Origin of the sequence: Chromobacterium sp. Panama, assembly GCF_003052555.1 — a bacterium.
GTDB lineage: Bacteria > Pseudomonadota > Gammaproteobacteria > Burkholderiales > Chromobacteriaceae > Chromobacterium.
The window spans coordinates 3602700-3622097 of sequence record NZ_QARX01000001.1 but is presented as its reverse complement, the minus strand read 5'-3'; the positions used below and the strand labels follow the sequence as shown (position 1 = coordinate 3622097).

At 63.1% G+C, this 19398-nt stretch carries 22 protein-coding genes and 1 tRNA gene; 17 read left to right on the top strand and 6 right to left on the bottom strand.

Annotated features, from left to right (window positions below):
* Positions 1–13: 13 nt before the first annotated feature.
* The 8 genes from DB032_RS16415 (at position 14) to recG (ending at position 7678) form a co-directional block, all read left to right on the top strand.
* On the top strand, positions 14–1084 hold the full coding sequence (locus DB032_RS16415; protein WP_107800417.1) for a PotD/PotF family extracellular solute-binding protein: 1071 nt from the start codon (positions 14–16) through the stop codon (positions 1082–1084).
* 68 nt (positions 1085–1152) lie between these two features.
* Positions 1153–1746 (top strand): RdgB/HAM1 family non-canonical purine NTP pyrophosphatase, encoded by a 594-nt coding sequence (gene rdgB / locus DB032_RS16410; protein WP_107800416.1) that lies wholly within the window; start codon positions 1153–1155, stop codon positions 1744–1746.
* A gap of 79 nt (positions 1747–1825) precedes the next feature.
* Positions 1826–3013 carry a radical SAM family heme chaperone HemW gene (gene hemW / locus DB032_RS16405; RefSeq protein WP_370445219.1) on the top strand — a complete coding sequence of 396 codons (1188 nt, stop codon included), beginning with the start codon at positions 1826–1828 and terminating at the stop codon, positions 3011–3013.
* Positions 3013–3393 carry a RidA family protein gene (locus tag DB032_RS16400; protein WP_043642167.1) on the top strand — a complete coding sequence of 127 codons (381 nt, stop codon included), beginning with the start codon at positions 3013–3015 and terminating at the stop codon, positions 3391–3393. The genes hemW and DB032_RS16400 overlap by 1 nt, the downstream gene beginning before the upstream one ends.
* A gap of 241 nt (positions 3394–3634) precedes the next feature.
* Positions 3635–4093 (top strand): DUF4124 domain-containing protein, encoded by a 459-nt coding sequence (locus tag DB032_RS16395; protein ID WP_158274328.1) that lies wholly within the window; start codon positions 3635–3637, stop codon positions 4091–4093.
* Positions 4090–4926: a PhzF family phenazine biosynthesis protein gene (locus DB032_RS16390; protein ID WP_107800413.1), complete on the top strand. Its 837-nt coding sequence runs from the start codon at positions 4090–4092 to the stop codon at positions 4924–4926. The genes DB032_RS16395 and DB032_RS16390 overlap by 4 nt, the downstream gene beginning before the upstream one ends.
* A 187-nt stretch (positions 4927–5113) precedes the next feature.
* On the top strand, positions 5114–5542 hold the full coding sequence (locus DB032_RS16385) for a DUF2147 domain-containing protein (RefSeq protein ID WP_107800412.1): 429 nt from the start codon (positions 5114–5116) through the stop codon (positions 5540–5542).
* An 87-nt stretch (positions 5543–5629) separates the two neighbouring features.
* Entirely contained in the window at positions 5630–7678 is a 2049-nt protein-coding gene (recG, locus tag DB032_RS16380) for an ATP-dependent DNA helicase RecG (protein WP_107800411.1), read from the top strand.
* 274 nt (positions 7679–7952) lie between these two features.
* Here recG and DB032_RS16375 read toward each other — a convergent pair whose 3' ends face one another.
* The 6 genes from DB032_RS16375 to pstS form a co-directional block, all read right to left on the bottom strand.
* Positions 7953–9407, bottom strand: coding sequence for an inorganic phosphate transporter (locus tag DB032_RS16375; RefSeq protein WP_107800410.1), 1455 nt, complete (start codon positions 9405–9407; stop codon positions 7953–7955).
* Between the two features lie 66 nt (positions 9408–9473).
* Positions 9474–9635: a hypothetical protein gene (locus DB032_RS24190; RefSeq protein WP_158274327.1), complete on the bottom strand. Its 162-nt coding sequence runs from the start codon at positions 9633–9635 to the stop codon at positions 9474–9476.
* A 27-nt stretch (positions 9636–9662) separates the two neighbouring features.
* Positions 9663–10427 carry a phosphate ABC transporter ATP-binding protein PstB gene (gene pstB / locus DB032_RS16370; RefSeq protein ID WP_043590752.1) on the bottom strand — a complete coding sequence of 255 codons (765 nt, stop codon included), beginning with the start codon at positions 10425–10427 and terminating at the stop codon, positions 9663–9665.
* 12 nt (positions 10428–10439) lie between these two features.
* Positions 10440–11333, bottom strand: coding sequence for a phosphate ABC transporter permease PstA (gene pstA / locus DB032_RS16365; protein ID WP_233246796.1), 894 nt, complete (start codon positions 11331–11333; stop codon positions 10440–10442).
* Positions 11334–11368: 35 nt separating this feature from the next.
* The gene (pstC, locus tag DB032_RS16360) at positions 11369–12331 is read right to left on the bottom strand and encodes a phosphate ABC transporter permease subunit PstC (RefSeq protein WP_107800408.1); all 963 of its coding nucleotides are present in this window, start codon (positions 12329–12331) and stop codon (positions 11369–11371) included.
* Positions 12332–12401: 70 nt separating this feature from the next.
* A complete protein-coding gene (gene pstS / locus DB032_RS16355) occupies positions 12402–13445 on the bottom strand; it encodes a phosphate ABC transporter substrate-binding protein PstS (RefSeq protein WP_107800407.1) in 1044 nt (347 codons plus the stop codon).
* Between the two features lie 188 nt (positions 13446–13633).
* Here pstS and tpiA point away from each other — a divergent pair, with 188 nt between their 5' ends.
* From tpiA to nuoF, 9 genes are all read left to right on the top strand, one after another.
* Positions 13634–14380 carry a triose-phosphate isomerase gene (tpiA, locus tag DB032_RS16350; RefSeq protein WP_107800406.1) on the top strand — a complete coding sequence of 249 codons (747 nt, stop codon included), beginning with the start codon at positions 13634–13636 and terminating at the stop codon, positions 14378–14380.
* Position 14381: 1 nt separating this feature from the next.
* Positions 14382–14732 carry a preprotein translocase subunit SecG gene (secG, locus tag DB032_RS16345; RefSeq protein WP_107800405.1) on the top strand — a complete coding sequence of 117 codons (351 nt, stop codon included), beginning with the start codon at positions 14382–14384 and terminating at the stop codon, positions 14730–14732.
* Positions 14733–14749: 17 nt separating this feature from the next.
* A tRNA-Leu gene (locus DB032_RS16340) sits at positions 14750–14834 on the top strand.
* Positions 14835–14924: 90 nt separating this feature from the next.
* Complete coding sequence (locus DB032_RS16335) at positions 14925–15281, top strand: NADH-quinone oxidoreductase subunit A (RefSeq protein ID WP_019103472.1); 357 nt, start codon at positions 14925–14927, stop codon at positions 15279–15281.
* Entirely contained in the window at positions 15272–15748 is a 477-nt protein-coding gene (locus tag DB032_RS16330) for an NADH-quinone oxidoreductase subunit B family protein (protein ID WP_019103471.1), read from the top strand. Before DB032_RS16335 ends, DB032_RS16330 begins: the two co-directional genes overlap by 10 nt.
* Before the next feature lie 11 nt (positions 15749–15759).
* On the top strand, positions 15760–16356 hold the full coding sequence (locus DB032_RS16325; protein WP_107800404.1) for an NADH-quinone oxidoreductase subunit C: 597 nt from the start codon (positions 15760–15762) through the stop codon (positions 16354–16356).
* Positions 16349–17602 (top strand): NADH-quinone oxidoreductase subunit D, encoded by a 1254-nt coding sequence (locus DB032_RS16320; RefSeq protein ID WP_107800403.1) that lies wholly within the window; start codon positions 16349–16351, stop codon positions 17600–17602. The genes DB032_RS16325 and DB032_RS16320 overlap by 8 nt, the downstream gene beginning before the upstream one ends.
* Positions 17602–18102 (top strand): NADH-quinone oxidoreductase subunit NuoE, encoded by a 501-nt coding sequence (nuoE, locus tag DB032_RS16315; protein WP_107800402.1) that lies wholly within the window; start codon positions 17602–17604, stop codon positions 18100–18102. Before DB032_RS16320 ends, nuoE begins: the two co-directional genes overlap by 1 nt.
* Entirely contained in the window at positions 18102–19397 is a 1296-nt protein-coding gene (gene nuoF, locus DB032_RS16310; protein ID WP_107800401.1) for an NADH-quinone oxidoreductase subunit NuoF, read from the top strand. The genes nuoE and nuoF overlap by 1 nt, the downstream gene beginning before the upstream one ends.
* Position 19398 lies beyond the last annotated feature (1 nt).

The window sequence follows — 19398 nt, the reverse complement described above, 5'->3', positions numbered from 1 at the left end:
AGGTGAATCTGAATTGAAACCGCTGAAGCTTGTCCTATTGTCCTCCATCCTGTCGTCCGCCGTCTGGGCCGGACCCAAGGACGTCTTGCACATCTATAACTGGAGCGGCTCCTTGTCGGACGCCATCCTCCGCCAGTTCGAGAAAAGCTGTGATTGCCGCGTGGTGCAGAATTACTACGGCGACAATGAGGAAATGCTGGCCAAGCTGGCGGCCGGGGCCAAGGGCTACGATATGGTGTTTCCGTCCAGCTTCGTGATCGAGGCGATGAGCAAGCAGAAGCTGCTGCGGCCGCTGGATCACGCCAAATTGCCGAATCTGAAGAATGTCGACCCGGCCTATTTGTCCCAAAGCTACGATCCGGGCAACCGCTACACCGTGCCCACGGTGCTGTCGCTGACTTCGGTCGGCTACAACGCGGAGCGTCTGCAGAAACTGGGCATCGACCCGCACAGCTGGTCGGTGATCTTCGATCCCAAGGTGCTGCAGAAGATCAAGGGCAAGGTCACGGTGCTGGACAGCTCGCGCGAGGTGTTCGCCGCCGCGCTGTTCTACCTGGGCAAGAACCCCAACACCGCCAGCCAGGCCGATTATCGCGCGGCGCAGGCGGTGATCAAGCAGGCCAAGCCCTACTGGGCCACCTTCTCCAACGCCAGTTATCTGAAAGAGCTGGCGGTGGGCAATATCTGGGTGTCGCTGGGCTACTCCACCGAGTTCTTCCAGGCCGCCGAGGACGCGCGCCAGGCCAAGCGCCGCTTCCGCATCGCCAATGTGGCGCAGAAGGAAGGCAATGAGCTGGGCGTGGACACCATGGCGGTGCTGGCCAGCGCCAAACGCCCGGACCTGGCGCATCAGTTCATCAACTTCATGCTGGACGGCAAGAATGCCGCCCAATTGACCAACCTCAACGGCGCCACCAATCCGGTCAAGACCGCCGCGCCCTTTTTCCGCGCGGATTTGAAAAGCCATCCGGTGATCGATCCGACGCCGGACACCGTGAAAAAATGGACGGTGCTGCGCGAACTGACGCCGGCGGAGCGGCGTTCGCTGGCGCGGATGTGGACGGAAGTGAAGGTCAGCCGTTAAGCTTGTCTTTAATAGATATTCCGCAGCCCCGGCATCGTCGGGGCTGCGTCGCATTCGATGGAGTTCTCATGTTCGACAAATTAGTGATGGCCAGCAACAACGCCGGCAAGTTGAAGGAATTCGCCGCGCTGATGGCGCCGCTGGGCATACAAGTGATTCCGCAGGTGGAACTGCAAGTGCCGGAATGCCCGGAACCGCACCACACCTTCCTGGAAAACGCGCTGGAAAAAGCGCGTCACGCCAGCCGCGTGAGCGGCTTGCCCGCGCTGGCCGACGACTCCGGCATCTGCGTCGAGGCGCTGTCCGGCGCGCCGGGCGTGTACTCGGCTCGCTACGCCGGCGAACCCAAGTCCGACGCCGCCAACAACGCCAAGCTGGTGGCGGCGCTGCAGGGCGAGGCCAATCGCCGCGCCTGGTATTACTGCGTGCTGGTCTTGGTGCGCCACGCCGACGATCCGCAGCCGCTGGTGGCGGACGGCATGTGGTTCGGCGAAGTGCGCGACGAGGCGGCCGGCGCCGGCGGCTTCGGCTACGACCCGCATTTCTGGCTGCCGCAGCACGGCTGTAGCGTGGCGGAGATGGACGCGGCGGAGAAAAACCGCGTCAGCCACCGCGGCCAGGCGCTGCAAGCGCTGCTGGCCAAGCTGCGCGCGCTGGCATGAAGCGGGTCCCTTCGTTCAGCGCCCGGCCGGCGCGGCTGGAGCCGCAAGGAGCCGCGACGTGCAGGTGAGCAAGATTTCGCTGTCCGCGCTTGGGCTGGGCGGTCAAGTCGGCTTGAAAGAGCTGCCGCCGCTGTCGCTCTACATCCATTTCCCGTGGTGCGTGCGCAAATGCCCGTATTGCGACTTCAACTCGCACGAGCCCAAGAGCGGCTTCGACGAGATGGCCTATGTCGACGCCTTGCTGCGCGATCTGGAATTCAGCCTGCCCGAGGTCTGGGGCCGTCCGCTGAGCAGCATCTTCATGGGCGGCGGCACCCCCAGCCTGTTCTCGCCTCAGGCGATGGACGCGCTGCTGGCCGGCGTGCGCGCGCGTATGCGGCTGCAGCCGGACGCGGAAATCACCATGGAGGCCAATCCCGGCACCTTCGAGGCCGAGCGTTTCCGCGGCTACCGCGAGGCAGGCATCAACCGGCTGTCCATCGGCATCCAGAGCTTCAAGCCGGCGCATTTGCAGGCGCTGGGCCGCATTCACGACGGCGAGGAAGCGCGTCGCGCCATCGACATCGCGCTGAGCCACTTCGACAACGTCAATCTGGACCTGATGTACGCGCTGCCGGGGCAGACCCTGGACGAAGCGCTGGCCGATCTGGACACCGCGCTGTCCTACGGCATCACCCATCTGTCCGCCTACCATCTGACGATAGAACCCAACACCCTGTTCGCCGTGGAGACGCCGCGCAATCTGCCGGACGACGAAGTCTCCGCCGACATGCAGGAGGCGATAGAAGCCCGGCTCGCCGCCGCCGGTTTTGAGCATTACGAGACCTCGGCCTTCGCGCGGCCGGGCCGCCGCGCGCGCCACAATCTCAACTACTGGCAGTTCGGCGACTATATCGGCATCGGCGCCGGCGCCCATGGCAAGATCAGCAGCCATGCCGGCATCGTGCGCCAGATGCGCTACAAGCAGCCGGCCGCCTACCTTCAGGCGGTGGCCGAGGGCAAGCCCCTGCAAAATAGCCGCAAGGTGGGGCGGAGCGAACTGCCCTTCGAATTCATGATGAATCTGCTGCGGCTGACCGAAGGCTTCGAATTGCGCCTGTTCCAGGAGCGCACCGGCCTGCCGCTGTCCGTCATACAATCCGCCTTGACGCAAGCCGAGGCGCAAGGCCTGATCGCGTGCGACGCCGTGATGTTGCGGCCCACGCTCAAGGGCCAGCGTTTCCTCAATGATTTATTAACCCTGTTCCTGAAAGAAGGAGATGAATAATGGCTAAGGAAATCATCCACACCGACAAGGCTCCGGCCGCCATCGGCGCTTACTCGCAAGCCGTGAAAGCCGGCAACACCGTTTACCTGTCCGGCCAGATCCCGCTGGACCCGGCCACCATGAACGTGGTGGAAGGCGGTTTCGCCGCTGAAACCCATCAAGTGTTCAAGAACATGAAGGCCGTGTGCGAAGCCGCCGGCGGCAGCCTGGACCAGATCGTCAAGCTCAACGCCTATCTGACCGACCTGTCCAATTTCGCCACCTTCAACGAAATCATGGGCCAGTACTTCAGCCAGCCCTTCCCGGCGCGCGCTGCCGTCGGCGTGGCCAGCCTGCCCAAGGGCGTATTGGTGGAAGCGGAAGCGGTTCTGGTACTCTAAACCTGCTTACGATCTGCTGCGCTTCGTGAGACGTGGCACGGTGAGTACGTCTTCAAAATGCTCATGTACCGTGTGTACATTCCGCTTTTTCAGCCGTTTTCGCCTTGTCTCGCCTTGGCTCGCGAGATCGTAAACAGGTTCTGAGCGGCCCAACTGCTCCAAATGTCAGACCACAAGGCGGCCCAGGCCGCCTTTTTTCATGTTAACTATCCGTGTCCCTCATCTTCGCCGCGGAGGTCGCATGAGAGTCCGGATCGCGCTATTGCTATTGCTGCCGGGCCTGGCCTGGGCCCAGGTTTACAAATGTCGGAGCGTGGACGGCCGGCTGGCCTACAGCGATCGGGCTTGCGCCGACGGCGGCGCGGCGGAAACCTTCCAGCCGCCGCCGCTCAATGTGGTGGAGCAAGACGAGCGCCAGCGCCGCGAGGCGGCCAAGTACCAGGACCAAGGCCGGCGCTGGGCCGCCGACGAGGCGCGCGAGGCCAGGAGGCGCCAGGCGCAGCAACGCCGCGACGAGCGCGCGCAGGCGCGGGAACTGGACAAAGCGCGCCGCCGCTGTCATGGTCTGGAGCTTCAGCAACGGCGCTTGCGGCAGTCCGCGGCGGCGGCGCCGGCCAGGAAATCCCTGGCCGAGCGCTTGGCCGGCGTGGAAGAGAAACTGGCCGCGGCGGCGTGTCATCGATTCCAGGAGGGGGCATGAGCGGGTATTCGTTCGAATTGGTCAATGTGTTCGCCGAGGAGCGCTTCGGCGGCAATCCGCTGGCGGTGTTCACCGACGCCAGCGGGCTGGACGAGCGCGAGATGCAGCTCCTGGCCAGACAGATGAATCTGTCGGAAACCGTATTCCTGTTTCCGGACGGCGAAGCGGCGGCGCGCTTGCGCATCTTCACGCCCAGCCAGGAGCTGCCCTTCGCCGGCCATCCCACCCTGGGCGCGGCGGCGGTGCTGCACTGGCGCGGCGAACTGGATTCCCGCTTTCAGTTGCGCACCAACGCCGGCCTGATCCCCATCCTCCACAGCGACGGCGTTTACACCTTGCGGGCGAATCCGCCAAGCGCGCGCGACGCCGGCCTCAGCCGCGGCCAGGCCGCGGCGATGCTGGGGCTGGACGAGGAGGACATCGCGCTGGAGCCGACATGGGTGGACACCGGCAGCGAACAATTGCTGATCCGCGCCGCCAGCGCCGGCGCGGTGCTGCGCGCCCGCCCGGTGCACGCCTTGCTGTTGCGCGACGCCACCTTGCGGCCGGGGCGCAGCGTCGCCTATCTGTGGCATGAGGACGGCGGCGTCGCCACCGTGCGGCTGTTTTTCGAACAGCAGGGCGCGGTGCTGGAAGATCCCGGCACCGGTTCGGCCTGCGCCAATCTGGGCGGCTGGTGCGCGCTCAACGGCCTGGGGCCCTTGCAGTGGCGGGTGGAGCAGGGCGCGGCGCTGGCGCGGCCCAATGTACTGCACCTGCAAGTGGACGCCGCGGGCGAGATTCTGGTGGGCGGGCGGGTGTTGCGGATAGGCCGCGGCGAGATCTCCCTGTGAGTTGCATCGTCCCTCGTTTCCATTCTTGACGTCGGCATTGGCTGTTGGCATCCTAGAGCCGCTGCTCCAAACCAACGTTTCTTTTCGGCGTGCCGGCGGTTCCGGGGCGGCGTTCAGATAATTAAAAGGCCGCTGCGGCCGCCCGTTCGCGGCGCGGCCTCGCGGTCCGATTCGCGAGGAAATCAAGATGAGCAAATTCGCCAAAGCCGCCTGCCTGGCGTCCGCGCTGGGCCTGTTCAGCCAGATGGCGCTGGCCGACAGCGCCGCCGGCGTCTGGAAGACGATAGACGACGAAACCAAGCAGGCCAAGGCCCTGGTGCAGATCACCGAAAGCGCCGGCGGCGAGCTGAACGGCAAGATCATCAAGCTGTTCGCCAATCCGGAAGCGGTGTGCGACAAGTGCGAAGGGGACCGCAAAGGCAAGCCGGTCAACGGCATGCAAATCCTGTGGGGCCTGAAGAAGGACGGCGCCGAGTGGGGCAGCGGCAAAATCCTGGATCCCAAGTCCGGCAAGATCTACACCTCCGGCGCCAAGCTGATCGAAGACGGCAAGAAGCTGCGCGTGCGCGGCTACATCGGCCCCTTCTTCCGTTCCCAGGTGTGGGAGCGCCAGTAAGCGCAAGGGCCGCGACGCGGCGCGCGTGAGCAAGGCGGAAGCGCGAACAGCTTCCGCCTTTTTCTTTATTGGGTACAATCGCTGCTGATGAGCTCCCTAATCGACCCCGCCAATCAGCCGCCGGCCGTGGCGCCGGCGCTGGCCAAGAAGCTGGAAAAGCTGGGCATACGCCGCCGTTTCGATCTGGTCCTGCATCTGCCGCTGCGCTATGAGGACGAGACCCATCTGTACGCCATCGCCGACGCGCCTTACGGCCAGGCGGTGCTGGTGGAGGGCGAGGTGATCGCCCATGAGATCCAGTTCCGACCGCGCCGCCAACTGGTGGCGCGCATCGAGGACGCCAGCGGCAGCCTGGTGCTGCGCTTCATTCATTTCTACCCCAACCAGGTCAAGCAATTCACCACCGGCAACCGGGTGCGCGCGCTGGGCGAGATCCGCCGCGGCTTCGCCGGCGACGAGATGGTGCATCCCAAGATCCGCGAAGTGGGCAACGGCGCGCCGCTGGCGGACAGCCTGACGCCCATCTATCCCACGGTCAACGGCCTGACCCAACCGGCGCTGCGCAAGCTGATCCACGCCGAGCTGGACAGCCAGCCGCTGGGCGAGACGCTGCCGGAGGAGCTGGCCGCGCCGCTGCGGCTGACGCCGTTCGCCGAGGCGATCCGCCTGCTGCACCTGCCGACGCCGGACTACAGCGCCGGCCAGCTGGCCGATCCGGCCCTGCCGGCCTGGCAGCGGCTCAAGTTCGACGAGTTGCTGGCGCAGCAGCTGTCGATGCGGCTGGCCTATCGCGCGCGCAGGCTGGGCCGCGCGCCGCCCTTGCGCGGCGACGGCGCCTTGAGCCGGGCGCTGGCCGAGCGCCTGCCGTTCACGCTGACCGGCGCGCAGCAACGCGCCTTGGCGGAAGTCCGCGCCGACCTGACCCAGCCGCACCCGATGCACCGGCTGTTGCAAGGCGACGTGGGCAGCGGCAAGACCATCGTCGCGGCCCTGGCGGCGCTGACCGCGATCGAATCCGGCTACCAGGTGGCCTTGATGGCGCCGACCGAAATCCTGGCCGAGCAGCATTTCCTCAAGCTGTCCGCCTGGCTGGAGCCGCTGGGCGTCCCGGTGCGCTGGCTGGCCGGCAGCCTGCGCAAGAAGCAGAAACAGGAGGCGATGGCGGCCATCGCCAGCGGTGAAACGCGGCTGGCGGTGGGCACTCACGCGCTGTTCCAGGACGAGGTGGCTTTTGAGCGCCTGGGCCTGGTCATCGTCGACGAACAGCATCGCTTCGGCGTGGGCCAGCGGCTGGCGCTGAAAGAGAAGGGAGGCGAGCCGCATCAGCTGATGATGTCGGCGACGCCGATTCCGCGCACGCTGGCGATGAGCTTCTACGCCGACCTCGACGTGTCGGTGATAGACGAATTGCCGCCCGGGCGCACGCCCATCGTCACCAAGCTGATCAATAGCGCGCGCCGCGAGGAGATCGTCGCCCACGTGGCCAAAACCTGCGCCGACGGGCAGCAGGCCTATTGGGTGTGCCCGCTGATCGAAGAATCGGAAACCCTGCAATTGCAGACCGCGGTGGACACCCACCAGCAACTGACCGCCGATCTGCCGCATTTGGGCGTGGGCCTGGTGCACGGCCGGATGAAGGCGGACGAAAAGGCGGCGGTGATGGCGGCCTTCGCCCGCAACGAGCTGCAAGTGCTGGTGGCCACCACGGTGATCGAGGTGGGCGTGGACGTGCCCAACGCCAGCCTGATGGTGATCGAGCACGCCGAACGCATGGGCCTGGCCCAGTTGCATCAATTGCGCGGCCGGGTGGGGCGCGGCAGCGCGCGCAGCGTCTGCGTGCTGATGTTCGACAACCCCTTGTCGGACTTGGCCAAGGCGCGCTTGAAAGTGATTTACGAGAATGTTGACGGTTTCGAGATCGCGCGCCAGGATTTGCTGATCCGCGGCCCCGGCGAACTGCTGGGCGCGCGTCAGAGCGGCCTGCCCATGCTGCGTTTCGCCAACCTGGAAGAGGATCTGGAACTGCTGGAAGCGGCGCGCGAGCTGGCGCCCTTGCTGCTGGAGCGCCATCCGCAGGCGGTGGACGCTCATCTGGACCGTTGGCTGGCGGGGCGCGAGCAGTTTCTCAAGGCTTGAGTGCGCCATGAATCGGGCAAAAAAAAAGCGCCTCGGCTGGGGGGCTGAGGCGCAAAGGGATTGCTGCAAACAACAAAGGAGAAACCATGATGAAGCGAGCAAATATTAGCAATTTATAAAATATTGGCACAAGCAATCCGGGCTTAAAGCTTGACCCAGGTCAATCGAAAATTTTCCGGGCGGAAATGCCAAAAGAAAAAGCCACCGCGATGCGGTGGCTTTGTTTTTTTCCGGCAGCCTTAAACAGAGGCTGAAAGACCGTGACCGGACTTGATTACAGCCAGAGCGAGGCCACGTAGTACAGTCCGCCCGCCAGCAGCATGGACACCGGCAGGGTGAACAGCCAGGCCAGCGCGATGGAGCGGATGGTGGACATCTGCAGGCCGGCCTTGTCCGCCACCATGGTGCCGGCCACGGCGCTGGACAGCACCTGGGTGGTGGACACCGGGAAGCCGAACTGGCTGGCGAGGCCGATGGAGATGGCGGCGGTCATCTGCGCCGACACGCCCTGGGCGTAAGTCATGTCCTTCTTGCCTATGCCTTCGCCCACGGTCTTCACCACGCGGCGCCAGCCCACCATGGTGCCGATGCCCAGCGACAGCGCCACGGCGACGATCACCCAGGTGGGCGCGTATTCGGTGGTGGTGGTCAGATCCTTGCGCAGGTTCTGCAGCATCTGCTTGTCGTCGGCGGACAGCTTGGGCAGCGCGGAGGCCTTCTTGGCGGCGTCGTCCAGGCACAGCAGCTCGGTGCGCACGTTCCAACGCTGTTCCGAGCTCAGCGCGTGGTAGTCGCCGCCGTCGCCCATGGTGCTCAGCAGGCGCTTGACGGTGTCGCCGGTTTCCAGCGGATGGCACTCGTACTGGCTGCTGCCCTTGGACGGCACGATGATCTTGCTCAGTTCGACCTGATGGCGTTCATAGAACTTCTGCAGGTGAATGGCGGCGTCGCGGGTGCGGTCCAGCTGGTAAGGCGTGCTGTCCAGATCCAGCACGAATTTGGCCGGCACGATGCCGATCAGCACCAGCATGATCAGGCCCACGCCTTTTTGGCCGTCGTTGGAGCCGTGGGCGAAGCTGACACCCATGGACGACACGATCAGCATGAAGCGGGTCCAGAACGGCGGATGCTTGCGGCCTTCCACCTGCTGGCGTTGGTAGGGGGTTTTGTGCACATTGCTGTGAGGCCGGTAGCGCCGCAGCAGAATGACGATCAGCGCGGCGAGCAAGGCGCCCACCACGGGCGAGGCCAGCAGCGAGGCGCCGACGTCGATGGCCTTGCTCCAGTTGATGCCGTGGGACAGCGAGGTGCCGTGGATCAGGCTATTGGCCACGCCCACGCCCAAAATGGCGCCGATCAGCGTGTGGCTGCTGGAAGCGGGCAGACCGAAATACCACGTGCCCAGGTTCCAGGCGATGGCGGCGGTCAACAGCGCGAACACCATGGCCATGCCGCGGGTGGTGTTGATCGAGATCAGCAGGTCCACCGGCAGCAGGTGCACGATGGCGTAGGCGACGGCGAGGCCGCCGGTGATCACGCCGAGGAAGTTGAAAATGCCGGAATAGAACACCGCGAGACGCGGTTTCATCGATTGGGTATAGATAACGGTTGCCACCGCGTTGGCGGTGTCATGGAAGCCGTTGATGAACTCAAAGGCGAGCACGAAGCCCAGGGAAAGCACCAAGGTGATGGCGACGTGGGTCTCAAGCCCGGAAAACAGGTCCAACATGGTGAAATGTGCACGCAGTATCGTAAAGGCGGGATTGTTGTGTCCAAGGCCAATGCCGTCAAGTACTTATAAAAAAAAAATAAATGGTGTCGCATTTGCCGGAAAAGCATGCGGAATCGCCTTGACAGACCGGGCTGGGAGAACGGCGGATTTAAGCTGTTTTTTGCCGCCGTCATGTGCTTTTGCCCGTGTGGAAACGCCAACGGCCGTCATGCCGGAAACGGTCATGACGGCGGTCTGCGAGCCGGGGCGGAATCAGCCGAACTTGCCGGTGATGTAGTCCTCGGTGGCCTTCTTCTGCGGGGTGGTGAAGATGGAGTCGGTGTCGCCGAACTCGATCAATTCGCCCAGATACATATAGGCGGTGTAGTCCGACACCCGCGCCGCCTGCTGCATATTGTGGGTGACGATGGCGATGGTGTAGTCCTCTTTGAGCTCATGAATCAGCTCTTCGATGTGGGCGGTGGAAATCGGGTCCAGCGCCGAAGTGGGCTCGTCCAGCAGCAGCACTTCCGGCTTGGACGCCACCGCGCGCGCGATGCACAGCCGCTGCTGCTGGCCGCCGGACAGCGAGTTGCCGGACTGCTTGAGCTTGTCCTTGACCTCGTCCCACAGCGCGGCCTTGCGCAGCGCCCATTCCACCCGGTCCTCCATCTCGCCCTTGGACAGTTTTTCGTAGAGCTTCACGCCGAAGGTGATGTTGTCGTAGATGGACATCGGGAACGGGGTGGGCTTCTGGAACACCATGCCCACCTTGGCGCGCAGCAGGTTGACGTCCACGTCGCGGCCCAGGACGTTGTGGCCGTCCAGCAGGATGTCGCCCTCGGCGCGCAGGCCGGGGTAGAGCTCGTACATGCGGTTGAAGGTGCGCAGCAGCGTGGACTTGCCGCAGCCGGACGGGCCGATGAAGGCGGTGACCTTGCGCGAGGCGATTTCCAGCTGGATGTTCTTCAGCGCGTGGAAATTGCCGTAAAAGAAGTTCAGATTCTTGACCTGAAGCTTGGAGTGGATTTCAGCCATGGTCTGCAAGCCTTAATGCGATTGGTTTTTCTGGCTGCCCATCCAGCGGGCAACGATGTTCAGCGTCAGCACGCTGAAGGTGATCAACAGGGAGCCAGCCCAGGCCAGCTTGTGCCAGTCCTCGTACGGGCTCATCGCGAACTGGAAGATCACGATGGGCAGGTTGGCCATCGGCTGGTTCATATTGCTGTTGAAGAACTGGTTGTTCAGCGCGGTGAACAACAGCGGCGCGGTTTCGCCGGAAATGCGCGCCACCGCCAGCAGGATGCCGGTCAGCACGCCAGCCTTGGCCGAGCGCAGGGTGACGTGCAAGGTGACTTTCCACTGCGGCGCGCCCAGCGCGGACGCGGCTTCGCGCAGGCTGCCCGGCACCAGGCGCAGCATGTTCTCGGTGGTGCGCACCACCACCGGAATCACCAGGATGGCCAGTGCGAAGGAGCCGGCCCAGCCGGAAAAGTGGCCGACCGACACCACGTAGACTTCGTAGATGAACAGGCCGATGACGATGGACGGCGCGGACAGCAGGATGTCGTTGATGAAGCGGGTGGCCGGCGCCAGCCAGCCGCGCTGGCCGAACTCGGCCAGATAGATGCCGGCCAGAATGCCGATGGGCGTGCCGAACAAGGTGCCGAAGCCGGTCATCATCAGGCTGCCGTAAATGGCGTTGGCCAGGCCGCCGGTGCTGCCCGGCGGCGGGGTGCTGGAGGTGAACACCTCCCAGTTGAGCCCGGACAGGCCGTGCTGCAACAGGGTGGTCAGAATCCAGAACAGCCAGAACAGGCCGAAGGCCATGGTGAACATCGAGGCGCCCATATTGACGCGGTTCACCAGCCGGCGGCGGCGATAGACGCTGCTGTCGGCTTTGGCGGCGATGGCGGACTGGGGCGGGCGCAGGGCGGAATTCATAACGGTTTGGCTCATGCGGTTAGCGTCTCTCATGCTCAGGAAGGACGACCTTCCTGTTTCTTCAGGCGCAGCAACAGCAGTTTAGAACACGCCAGCACCACGAAGGTGATGAAGAACAGAATCAGGCCCAGTTGAATCAGGGAGGAGAGATACAGCTCGCCGTTGGCCTCGGCGAACTCATTGGCCAGCGAGGAGGCGATGGAATTGCCCGGCTCGAAGAGGCCGGCGGCGAAACGGGTGGAGTTGCCGATGACGAAGGTCACCGCCATGGTCTCGCCCAGCGCGCGGCCCAGGCCCAGCATGATGCCGCCGACCACGCCGGTCTTGGTATAGGGCAGCACCACGTAGCGCACCACTTCCCAGGTGGTGGAGCCCAGGCCGTAGGCGGACTCCTTCAGCATCACCGGCACCACTTCGAACACGTCGCGCATCACCGAGGCGATGAAGGGAATGATCATGATGGCCAGGATCAGGCCGGCGGTGAAAATGCCTATGCCCATCGGCGCGCCCTGGAACAGCACGCCCAGCAGCGGCACCTCGCCCAGGGTGTCGATCAGCAGCGGCTGCACGTGGTCGGCGAAGATGGGCGCGAACACGAACAGGCCCCACATGCCGTAGATGATGGACGGGATGCCGGCCAGCAGTTCCACCGCGATGCCCAGCGGCCGCTTCAGCCAGGTGGGGCACAGCTCGGTCAGGAACAGGGCGATGCCGAAGCTGACCGGCACGCCGATCAGCAAGGCGATGAAAGAGGTGGCCAGGGTGCCGAAGATGGGCACCAGCGCGCCGAACCGCTCATTGACCGGGTCCCAGTCGCTGGTGACCAGAAACTTGAAGCCGAAGGCGTGGATGCTCGGCAGCGCGCCGATCAACAGCGAAATCAGGATGCCCACCAGCAAGGCCAGCACCAGGAAGGCGAAAAAACGGGTGACCCAGCGGAACAGATTGTCCAGCAATAACTGGGTTTTGATTTGCTGCGGATTGCTCAACTTTTGCATATGCATGCTCATTTATCAGACAAAAAGCCGGGGAGCGCGTCCCCGGCCGCTTGCGTGCATTGTATGCGGCTCAGTTCCACACCGGCTTGCCGCCGTTGTCGGCAATTTGCTTCCAGCTGGCGCGGATCACGCCCTTGATCGCGTCCGGCATCGGGATGTAGTCCAGATCCAGCGCGGTCTTGTCGCCGTTCTTGTAAGCCCAGTCGAAGAACTTCAGCACCTCGCCGCCTTGCGCCGGCTTGTCCTGCTTCTTGTGCATCAGGATGAAGGTGGCGCCGGCGATCGGCCAGCTGTCCTTGCCCGGCTGGTTGGTCAGCAGCAGGTAGAAGCCCGGCGCTTTTTTCCAGTCGGCGTTGGCGGCGGCGGCCTTGAAGCTGGACTCGTCCGGCTTGACGAAGCTGCCGGCCTGGTTCTGCATCAGGCCGAAGGCCAGCTTGTTCTGCTTGGCGTAGGCGTATTCCACGTAGCCGATCGCGCCCTTGATGCGGGTCACGTAGTTGGCCACGCCCTCATTGCCCTTGCCGCCCACCGGGTTGCCTTTCCAGCTGACCGCGGTGTTGGAGCCCACTTCCTTGGCCCAGTCCGGAGAGACCTTGGACAGGTAGTTGGTGAAGATGAAGGTGGTGCCGGAGCCGTCGGAGCGACGCACCACGGAGATGCGCAGGTCCGGCAGCTTGACGCCGGGGTTCAGCTTGGCGATGGCCGGGTCGTTCCACTTGGACACCTTGCCCAGGTAGATGTCGGCCAGCAGCGGGCCGGTGAACTTCACTTGTCCCGGGGTGATGCCGGGCACGTTCAGCACCGGCACCACGCCGCCGATCACGGTGGGGAATTGGGTCAGTCCGGATTTTTCCAGCTCTTCCGGCTTCAGCGGCATGTCGGACGCGCCGAAATCCACGGTTTTGGACTGGATCTGCTTGATGCCGCCGCCGGAACCGATGGATTGATAGTTCAGATTATTATTGGTGCCGGCCTTGTAGGCGGCGGCCCATTTGGCGTACAGCGGGTACGGGAAGGTGGCGCCCGCGCCGGTGATGTCGGCGGCCACGGCCGCGCCGGACAGGCAGACGGAACCCAGTACAAACGATGCGGCCAGACGAACAGACTGTTTCATGCCTACTCCTGAGAATGGATGAGGTGCGTGGTGATGGGCGCATGCTAAGGCTGAAATTTTTCAGGAATATTACAAGTCGTCGAAACGGCTTCGTTTGCGGACAATCAACATCAGCCGGATGCCGGTTTGAGCCAAGATGGCGGCTGCGGATATAATCGGCGGATATTCAAGAATCGCGGGAGGCGGAGATGGCCGGCAAGCTGGTGATTGGCAACTGGAAGATGAATACCCGCGCCGACAGCGCGCAGACGCTGCTGCAGGCGCTGCTGGCGGACGAGACGAGCAACCGCGACTGGGTCGGCGTGGCCGCGCCGGCGGTCTACCTGGCCGGCCTGGGCGAGCGGCTGCGCGGTCAGGCCTTGCGCCTGTGCGCGCAGGACGTCAGCGCCTTCGATCAGGACGGCGCCTTCACCGGCGAGACCAGCGCCGCGATGCTGGCCGACATCGGCTGCGCTTACACCCTGGTGGGCCACTCGGAGCGCCGCCAGTACTTTGGCGAGAGCAACGCGGTTCTACTGAAGAAGATGCGCGCCGCCATCGCCGCCGGCCTGGTGCCGGTGCTGTGCGTCGGGGAAACGCTGGACGAGCGCGAGGCGGGCCGTCAGTTGGAGGTGATTAGAGATCAGCTTGCGCTTCTGTCCGAGATAGACCATGGTGAATACGTTGTGGCTTATGAACCGGTCTGGGCCATCGGCACCGGCAAGGTGGCGACGCTGGCGCAAATCGCCGAAATCCACGGCGCGATCAAAAATTGGTGCTTGCAAAACGTCAAGGCCTCCGATAATATTCGCGTCCTCTACGGCGGCAGTGTCAAGGCAGAGAATGCCGAAGCGATTCTGGCGACTGAAAATGTCGACGGAGCCCTTGTTGGAGGGGCATCTCTGGACGCCGGTTCATTCAGGGCAATTTGCCAAGCCGCAGGAAAATTGATATAGTATGGAACTTATTAAGACGCTTATCTGGATTGTAAATATCCTGTCTGCAGGGACTATTATCGTGCTGGTTTTGATGCAGCACGGCAAAGGCGCGGACATGGGAGCGGCTTTCGGTAGCGGCTCTTCCGGTAGCTTGTTCGGCGCGTCTGGTTCTGCGAATTTCTTGAGTAGGACAACCGCTGTCGCAGCGGCCGTGTTCTTCTCGACTTCCCTTGCTCTGGTTTTTCTGTCTGGGGGCGGAAAAAGCGATTTGGGCGTAATGGGGACCAAGGTTGAACAGGTTGCACCGCAAATCCCGGCCGGTGTGCCTAGCGATAAAGCTTCGGGTACGGCATCGAAAATACCGGAGTAACAATTAAAGCTTGCTGTGCCGACATGGTGAAATTGGTAGACACGCTATCTTGAGGGGGTAGTGGCGAAAGCTGTGTGAGTTCGAGTCTCACTGTCGGCACCACCATTCAAAAACAGGCCACCGGGACTCCGGTGGCCTGTTTTATTTGGAGCCAAGGGGGGTAACCCCCTTTTTTGTGGGGGTGTACGGGAAATGCTGCAAAATTACTTTCCCATTCTGCTGTTTGTCATGGTCGGACTGTTGGTCGGCGTAGGCCCTATTTTATTGGGCAAACTGCTGGCTCCCAATCGTCCCGATCCTGAGAAACTGTCTCCGTATGAGTGCGGCTTCGAGGCTTTCGAAGATGCCCGCATGAAGTTTGACGTCCGCTATTATCTGATAGCCATCCTCTTCATCCTGTTCGACCTCGAGGTCGCCTTCCTGCTGCCGTGGGCGGTGGTGTTGAAGGAGCTGGGGACCTATGGTCTGGGCGTCATGGTGGAGTTCCTGGGAGTATTGACCCTGGGCTTCGTCTACATGTGGAAAAAAGGAGCTCTGGAATGGGAGTAGAAGGTATTCTGGAGAAGGGGTTTGTCACCACGACGGCTGACAAGCTCATCAATTACACCCGAACCGGTTCGCTGTGGCCGATGACCTTTGGTCTGGCCTGTTGCGCGGTCGAGATGATGCACGCCGGCGCGGCGCGCTACGACCTGGACCGTTTCGGCATCGTGTTCCGTCCCAGCCCGCGCCAGTCCGATCTGATGATCGTGGCCGGCACGCTGTGCAACAAGATGGCTCCGGCCCTGCGCAAGGTTTACGACCAGATGGCCGAGCCGCGCTGGGTGATCTCGATGGGGTCCTGTGCCAACGGCGGCGGCTATTATCATTATTCCTATTCAGTCGTGCGCGGCTGCGATCGCATCGTGCCGGTCGACGTCTACGTGCCCGGCTGTCCGCCAACTGCAGAGGCCTTGCTGTACGGCATCATTCAGCTGCAGAACAAGATCAAACGCACCAACACCATCGCCCGCTAAGGTAGAAACTTATGGCCTCCAAGAAAATGGAAGCGTTAGGGTCGGCTGTGCAGCAGGCGCTGGGCGACAAGCTCGTGCAAAGCACGCTGGCTCTGGAAGAGCTGACCATTGTATGCAAGGCGGCGGATCTGATCGCCGTGGCGACCACGCTGCGCGATCACGCCGACCTGTCTTTTGAGCAATGCATCGATTTGTGCGGCGTGGACTACAGCGCATACCGCGACGAGGTATGGGACGGTCCGCGCTTCGCCGTTGTCTACCACCTGTTGTCGGTCAAGCACAATCAGCGCATCCGCCTGCGCGTGTTCGCCGAAGACGACGCCTTCCCGGTGGTCGACTCGGTCGTCGGCGTCTGGAGCGGCGTCAACTGGTTCGAGCGCGAAGCGTTCGACCTGTTCGGCATCGTTTTCGACGGCCACCCCGACCTGCGCCGCATCCTGACCGACTACGGTTTCGTCGGCCATCCGTTCCGCAAGGACTTCCCGCTGTCCGGTCACGTGGAAATGCGTTACGACCCGACACAACAGCGCGTGATCTATCAGCCGGTGACCATCGAGCCGCGCGAAATCACGCCGCGCATCATTCGCGAGGAGAACTACGGTGGCTGAAATCCGTAACTACACCCTCAACTTCGGCCCGCAGCACCCGGCCGCGCACGGCGTGTTGCGCCTGGTGCTGGAACTGGACGGCGAAGTCGTCCAGCGCGCCGACCCGCACATCGGCCTGCTGCACCGCGGCACCGAAAAGCTGGCCGAGAGCAAGACCTTCATCCAGTCGCTGCCTTATATGGACCGTCTCGACTACGTGTCCATGATGTGCAACGAGCACGCTTACTGCCTGTCCATCGAGAAGCTGCTGGGCATCGAAGTGCCGGAACGCGCGCAATACATCCGCGTGATGTTCGCCGAGATCACCCGTCTGCTGAACCACTTGCTGTGGATTGGCGCGCACGGCCTCGACATCGGCGCGATGACCGTGTTCCTGTACGCCTTCCGCGAACGCGAAGACCTGATGGACTGCTATGAGGCGGTGTCCGGCGCGCGCCTGCACGCGGCTTACTTCCGTCCCGGCGGCGTGTATCGCGATCTGCCGGACAGCATGCCGCAGTACACCGTCTCCAAGATCAAGAACGCCCGCGAACTGGCCCGCCGCAACGAAGGCCGCCAGGGTTCGCTGCTGGACTTCATCGACGAGTTCACCCAGCGCTTCCCGGGCTATGTGGACGAGTACGAGACCCTGCTGACCGACAACCGCATCTGGAAACAGCGCACCGTCGGCATCGGCGTGGTGACGCCCGAGCGCGCGCTGAACCTGGGCCTGACCGGCCCGATGCTGCGCGGCTCCGGCATTGCCTGGGATTTGCGCAAGAAGCAGCCCTACGATGTGTATTCCAAGCTGGATTTCGACATCCCGGTGGGCGTCAACGGCGATTGCTATGACCGCTACCTGGTGCGCGTCGAGGAAATGCGTCAGTCCAACCGCATCATCCGCCAGTGCGTGGAATGGCTGCGCAAGAACCCGGGCCCGGTGATCACCGACAACCATAAAGTGGCGCCGCCTTCGCGCGAAGGCATGAAGGCCAATATGGAAGACCTGATCCACCACTTCAAACTGTTTACCGAAGGCATGCACGTGCCGGAGGGCGAGGCTTATGTGGGCACCGAACACCCGAAAGGCGAGTTCGGCGTCTACCTGGTGTCCGACGGCGCCAACAAGCCGTACCGCCTGAAGATCCGCGCGCCCGGCTACGCCCACCTGGCGGCGCTGGACGAGATGGCCAAGGGCCATATGATCGCCGACGTGGTGGCCATCATCGGTACGCAGGATATCGTGTTTGGGGAGATTGACCGCTGATGCTGTCCGCTGAATCGCTAGCCAAAATCGATCGCGAAGTCGCCAAATATCCCGCCGACCAGAAACGGTCCGCGGTGATGGGCGCCTTGCGCATCGCGCTGACTGAACGTCGCGAAGCGGGCTCCGCTCCGGAGGAGCGTTGCCTGAATACCGAGGTGATCGAGTTCGTCGCCAACTACCTGCAGATTCCGCCGGTAGCCGCGTACGAAGTCGCCACCTTTTACAATATGTACGACATGAAGCCGGTTGGGCAGTACAAGATCACTGTCTGCACCAACCTGCCCTGTGCCTTGTCCGGCGGCGTCAACGCCGCCGAGTACATCTCCAAGAAGCTGGGCGTCGCCATCGGCGAAACCAGCGCCGACGGCAAGTACACCTTGCTGGAAGGGGAGTGCATGGGGGCCTGTGGCGACGCGCCGGTCTTGCTGGTCAACAACCACAAGATGTGCAGCTTCATGACGCCCGAAGCAATCGATAAGAAACTGGCGGAGCTGAAATAATGGCAATCTTCGTCAATGGCGTGATTTTCGATGGCGTCGACACTTCCGACCCCCATTGCTGGCAACTGAGCGCCTACGAGGCGCGCGGCGGCTACCAGGCGCTGCGCCGCATCCTGGACAGCAAGATGGCCCAGGAAGACGTGATCGCCGAAGTGAAGAATTCCGGCCTGCGCGGCCGCGGCGGCGCGGGTTTCCCCACCGGCCTGAAGTGGAGCTTCATGCCGCGCTCCTTCCCGGGCGACAAATACGTGGTGTGCAACACCGACGAGGGCGAGCCGGGCACTTTCAAGGACCGCGACATCCTGCGCTTCAATCCGCATTCGCTGATCGAAGGCATGATCATCGCCGGTTACGCGATGGGCACCAAGGCCGGCTACAACTACATCCACGGTGAAATCTTCGCCGAGTACGAGCGTTTCGAAGAAGCGCTGGACGAAGCGCGCAAGGCGGGCCTCCTCGGCGAGAACATTCTGGGTTCCGGCTTCAACTTCGACCTGTTCGCCCATCACGGCTACGGCGCCTACATCTGCGGCGAGGAAACCGCGCTGCTGGAATCGCTGGAAGGCAAGAAGGGCCAACCGCGCTTCAAGCCGCCGTTCCCGGCCAGCTTCGGCCTGTACGGCAAGCCGACCACCATCAACAACACCGAATCGTTCGCCTCGGTGCCCTTCATCATCCGCGACGGCGCGCAGCCCTTCCTGGAAAAGGGCAAGCCGAACAACGGCGGCACCAAGCTGTTCTCGGTGTCCGGCCACGTGAACCGTCCGGGCAACTACGAAATCCCGCTGGGCACCCCGTTCTCCGAACTGCTGGAAATGGCCGGCGGCATGCGCGACGGCAAAAAGCTCAAGGCGGTGATCCCGGGCGGCTCGTCCGCGCCCATCCTGCCCGCCGACGTCATGATGCAGTGCACGATGGACTACGACAGCATCGCCAAAGCCGGCTCGATGCTGGGTTCCGGCGCCGTCATCGTGATGAACGAAGACGTGTGCATGATCAAGGCGCTGGAGCGTCTGGCCTACTTCTACCATGAAGAATCCTGCGGCCAGTGCACGCCGTGCCGCGAAGGCACCGGCTGGCTGTACCGCGTGATCCATCGCATCGCCAACGGCCAGGGCCGTCCGGGCGATCTGGAGCTTCTGGATTCCGTGGGCAACAATATGGCGGGCCGCACCATCTGTGCGCTGGCCGACGCCGCCGTGTTCCCGGTTCGCAGTTTCACCAAGCATTTCCGTCACGAGTTCGAGTACGCGATCGAACACGGAAAGACCTTGGTGGACCACAAATGGTGTTGAG